The organism is Sphingopyxis sp. (assembly GCF_036402335.1).
Taxonomy (GTDB): Bacteria; Pseudomonadota; Alphaproteobacteria; order Sphingomonadales; family Sphingomonadaceae; genus Sphingopyxis.
The window spans coordinates 1-4,276 of record NZ_DASWTD010000110.1 but is presented as its reverse complement, the minus strand read 5'-3'; the positions used below and the strand labels follow the sequence as shown (position 1 = coordinate 4,276).

The 4,276-nt window shown below is 64.1% G+C and carries 5 protein-coding genes; 3 read left to right on the top strand and 2 right to left on the bottom strand.

Annotated features, from left to right (window positions below; translation table 11 throughout):
• On the top strand, window positions 1–478 hold a 478-nt coding region (locus tag VGD20_RS03315; RefSeq protein ID WP_331133086.1), incomplete at its 5' end, for a LysR substrate-binding domain-containing protein.
• 206 nt (window positions 479–684) lie between these two features.
• Window positions 685–1,197: a DUF4189 domain-containing protein gene (locus VGD20_RS03310; protein ID WP_331133085.1), complete on the top strand. Its 513-nt coding sequence runs from the start codon at window positions 685–687 to the stop codon at window positions 1,195–1,197.
• A 1-nt stretch (window position 1,198) separates the two neighbouring features.
• On the opposite strand, the gene VGD20_RS03305 is transcribed toward VGD20_RS03310, so the two are convergent.
• Window positions 1,199–1,696, bottom strand: coding sequence for a hypothetical protein (locus tag VGD20_RS03305; RefSeq protein ID WP_331133084.1), 498 nt, complete (start codon window positions 1,694–1,696; stop codon window positions 1,199–1,201).
• A 173-nt stretch (window positions 1,697–1,869) separates the two neighbouring features.
• Here VGD20_RS03305 and dnaN point away from each other — a divergent pair, with 173 nt between their 5' ends.
• The gene (gene dnaN, locus VGD20_RS03300) at window positions 1,870–2,985 is read left to right on the top strand and encodes a DNA polymerase III subunit beta (protein WP_137893666.1); all 1,116 of its coding nucleotides are present in this window, start codon (window positions 1,870–1,872) and stop codon (window positions 2,983–2,985) included.
• A gap of 3 nt (window positions 2,986–2,988) precedes the next feature.
• On the opposite strand, the gene VGD20_RS03295 is transcribed toward dnaN, so the two are convergent.
• Window positions 2,989–4,170 (bottom strand): sulfatase-like hydrolase/transferase, encoded by a 1,182-nt coding sequence (locus VGD20_RS03295; protein WP_331133083.1) that lies wholly within the window; start codon window positions 4,168–4,170, stop codon window positions 2,989–2,991.
• Between the last annotated feature and the right edge of the window lie 106 nt (window positions 4,171–4,276).

Below are 4,276 nucleotides of genomic sequence, written 5' to 3'. Positions count from 1 at the left end.
CGCCGGCGCCGCGGACATCGCAATTCGCAGCAGCAAGCAGCCGACGGGCGCCGGCCTGGTCGGCCGGCGCATCGCCGACAATCCGTGGACGGTCTATTGCAGTCGCGACTATGCCGACCGGCACGGCATTCCGCACACAAGGGAAGAACTGGCAGCGCATCCCTTCATCGGCGGCGGTGGCGGCGTCTGGGAACCCTATCAGGCCTGGCTGCGGCAATATCGGCTCGAGGATTCGGTGGTGATGAAATATGATACCGGAACCGGGCTGCTGGCCGGCGTTCGCGCAGGGATGGGGCTCACGATCCTGCCCGCCTTCATCGCCGAGCGCGAACCCGACCTCGTGCGCTGCATCCCGCCGAAGGGCGAAGACACGACCGGGCTGTGGCTCTTGACCCACGAACGGTTGCGTCATGTTCCGCGGGTGCGCCTTGTGCTCGACTTCCTCGCCGCCGAGCTGGCGAAACATACGCGAACCTAGGGTCACGCGCGATCGAGCAGCAAATTTGTCGCTGATTCATTCAGTTGCTGTGGCAACGGTCACAGCGGGCGCCGGCTCCGCGGCCCACTTCGGGCAACGCTTGGAGAGTTTGCATGGCCCATCCGATATGTCTTCGCCCGATTCAGGCCGTCCGAACGGCGGCGAAGTCGATGAAAAGCATCGGGTCGCCGGCGCTTGTCTTCGCCATGGTTTTCATCGGCTCGCTCGCGAGCGATCCGGTGGGTGCAAAGCCGCCGCCCGAACCTCCGCGGGAGACCCCGGCCTATGAACAGTGCCCCGATGGCACGATGGTGCCGAAGGGGCAATTCTGCCCCTATCCGCCGCCGCGGGTACCGCCCCCGCCGCCTGTGATCGCGCAGCCGCCGCTCCCCGGCGAATGGCGATCGAACTGGGGTGCTGTCGCGATCGACACGGCGAGCGCCCGGCTGGTTTCGGTGACCGGCTTTGCCCATATGTCTGCTGCCGAGGCGGCCGCGCTCGACGATTGCCGCGCCGCGGGCGGGCTGACCTGCGTCTTCGGCTATTCCTACAAGGACATGTGCATAGCGATGATAGAGGGCGACAGGAGCTGGTTCTTCGAAAGCGCCGCGCATGTCGAAGACGCCGTACGGACGGGACTTGAGCGATGCCGTTCGGGGCAGGCGGAATGCCGGGTCCGGCTTTCGGCCTGCGCACCGCCGATTTTCATACCCTATTGATCTATCGCAACCTGGCGCATCCAAGCGCCGCGGCGTCGATGGCCGTGGCGGCGCCGCGAAGGCGATAGGTGTCGGCAATCGCGCCGCCGGTCGCCGTGCCGCTTTCGACGCTCATGCTCGGTGCCGAGCGCATCGCGGCGACGATCGCCGCATCCATGCGCGGATCGCTCGCCCAGCCATGCGCGCCGTTGCCGGTCAGGATGAAACGGCGGCTGCCGATCGTCAGGCGGAGTTCGCGCCCGGGTGCGCGTGCCTTTGACAGACGGACATAAAATTGCCCGCGAATTCGCGACTTTGGCCAATAGCCGACGCTGGCATAGGCCTTGACCTGCGGACTACCGATCGTCGCCGCGGGGGTGGCGAGGGCATAGCAGCGCGGGGTTTCGGGATCGCGAAACGAACCCCAGCCGTCGAAAATGCCGAGCGCGGTCGGGGTGGCGGCAAGCGCCGCGGCGGGGATCGCCGCCGCTGTCAGGAAAAAAGGGAGCCAGTGCCGCATTGCGCCCTCGTTTGCGCGATTGGGGATGCTTTGCAAGCATGGCTTGCGCGCGCCGGTGCGTACGTTAAGGAAGGTGGACATTTTCAGGGGCCAGAATCGGGGCTGCGAATCGCCTCCGATGGTCTGTCCCCCAGGGACTTTTTCCCGCGAAGCACAGGGATGGCGGATTTAGAATGAAAGCGACGATCGAACGCGCAGTGTTGTTGAAGAGCCTCGGCCACGTCCAGTCGGTGGTCGAACGGCGCAATACGATCCCGATCCTCTCGAACGTCCTGATCGAAGCCGACGCATCGGGTCAGCTCAAGCTGATGGCGACCGATCTCGATTTGCAGGTGGTCGAAACGATCGCGGCCAAGGTCGAAACGCCGGGCACGACCACGGTTTCGGCGCATACCCTTTTCGAAATCGCCCGCAAGCTGCCCGAGGGCGCCGAGGTCAGCCTCGCTGCCGCCGAAGGCAAGATGCAGGTCAAGGCCGGCCGGTCGAATTTCAACCTGCCGACGCTGCCGCGCGACGATTTCCCGGTGATCGCCGAGGGCGACCTGCCGACCAATTTCGAGCTGCCCGTCGCCGAGCTGATCCAGATCATCGACAAGACGCGCTTCGCGATCTCGACCGAGGAAACGCGCTACTACCTCAACGGCATTTTCCTGCACGTCGCCGAGGATGCGTCGGGTCCGGTGCTCAAGGCCGCGGCGACCGACGGTCACCGCCTCGCGCGTTACACCGTCACGCGTCCCGACGGCGCCTCGTCGATGCCCGACGTCATCGTGCCGCGCAAATGCGTCACCGAAATCCGCAAGCTGCTCGACGAGGCCGAAGGCAATGTCGAAATCAGCCTGTCGGCGAGCAAGGTCCGCTTCCAGCTCGGCAATGCGATCCTCACGTCGAAGCTGATCGATGGCACGTTCCCCGACTATAGCCGCGTCATTCCGACTGCGAACGACAAGCTGCTCAAGGTCGATCCGAAGAGCCTGTACCAGGGCGTCGACCGCGTCTCGACGATCGCCAGCGAAAAGACCCGCGCGGTCAAGGTCGGCCTCGACAAGGACCGCATCACGCTGTCGGTCACCAGCCCCGAAAACGGCACCGCCGCCGAAGAGGTGGCGGCCGCCTATGACAGCGATTCGATGGAGATCGGCTTCAACGCCCGTTATCTCAGCGACATCCTCGGACAGGTCGACGGCGATACGGTCGAACTGCATCTTGCCGATGCGAACGCGCCGACGCTGATCCGCGAAAGCGAAAAGAGCCCGGCGCTCTATGTGCTGATGCCGATGCGGGTGTAGCCGTCATTCCGGGGCACGGAGTTTTGAGCTGACCTCGTCAAATTGATAGAGTTCAGCATCGCTCCGGAAGACATAGTGGCGCGAAGAAGGAACGGGCCGGCGAGACCCGAAATGGTCCTTCAGAATGGCCGGGTAGATTTGCACGGGCGATGTCGGCATCGTTTGGGGCGCGCGCCCCGAAGGATCGCGGACCGCGAGCAATACGCCCATTTTTTCACCCAGCTGTTCCTTGTCGAGACGATGCCACGGCACCGGCACGGGGTCGGTGCCCAGCCCATGCTCATTTCCGACATAGGGTCTGGGCCAGGGACCCTCGTCGCTGTGGATGACGATCACCGCGGGTCGCGGACCCGCCAGGATGGCATCGACGAGGCGCACGAGTTCGCGATTGGCAAACTGCACCTGGGCAAGGTAATTTTCGTTGCGGGGCGCCTTTGCGGCGGTTGCCAGAGATCGACAGCTGCCATCGGCGTTCAGGACGAATGGCGGGTGCGGTACCAGAAAATGCGCGAAAACCTGCTTGCGGTCCGGATCTTGCGCCAATGCGCGCAATCGGCGGAATTTCTCGTTGGCACGAAAGCATTGGTCTCCCCGGCCGTCGAGATAGGGGACGCGCATCCCCTGCGTCCAGAATCCCGCAGCGGACTGGGCGATGACGAGACGGGCGAGCTGGGGCACGGCGCGGATGACGATCGATTCATCGGCGTCGGCGCTGAAACGCGTCGGCTCCCACCAGCTCCCGGCGAAAATCGTCCGATAACCCATCCGGTTGAACAGCTTTACTGCCGAACCGTGGCGCATGACGCGATAGATGGGCACCCAGTCGTCCGGCTGGCTCTTTATGTGCGGCACCATCGGGTCGAGCAGGCGGCCGTTCATGGTCGAGGCGACCGAGTGGCTGGTCCGTTGATAGTTGGAGAAAGCCTGATCCTGCACCGCGAAACCGCGCTTGCGCAGCGCATCGACAAATGGCCGGTTATCGAAGCCATAGCGCGTTTTCAGCGTATCGGTCGCCGCATAGCGGTCGAGCAAGATGTGCCACACATCGGGGCTGTCGGCCGAAGCTATGCCTTCGAAGTGACCGAGGCTGTCCGCGGCTTTCGAGCGCCGCTGCTCCAGTTGGATCTGCTGGAACACGAGCGGCACGGCATTGAGGGCCAGCACCAGTCCGCACAGGAGATTCAAGCGGCTATGAAGGGTGGCGAGCTTTGCGTCATCCGACGGTAAACGCCGATAAAGGGCAAAAAGCGCGACGATCATGGCCAAGTGGAGCGTGGCCGCGGCAACGAAT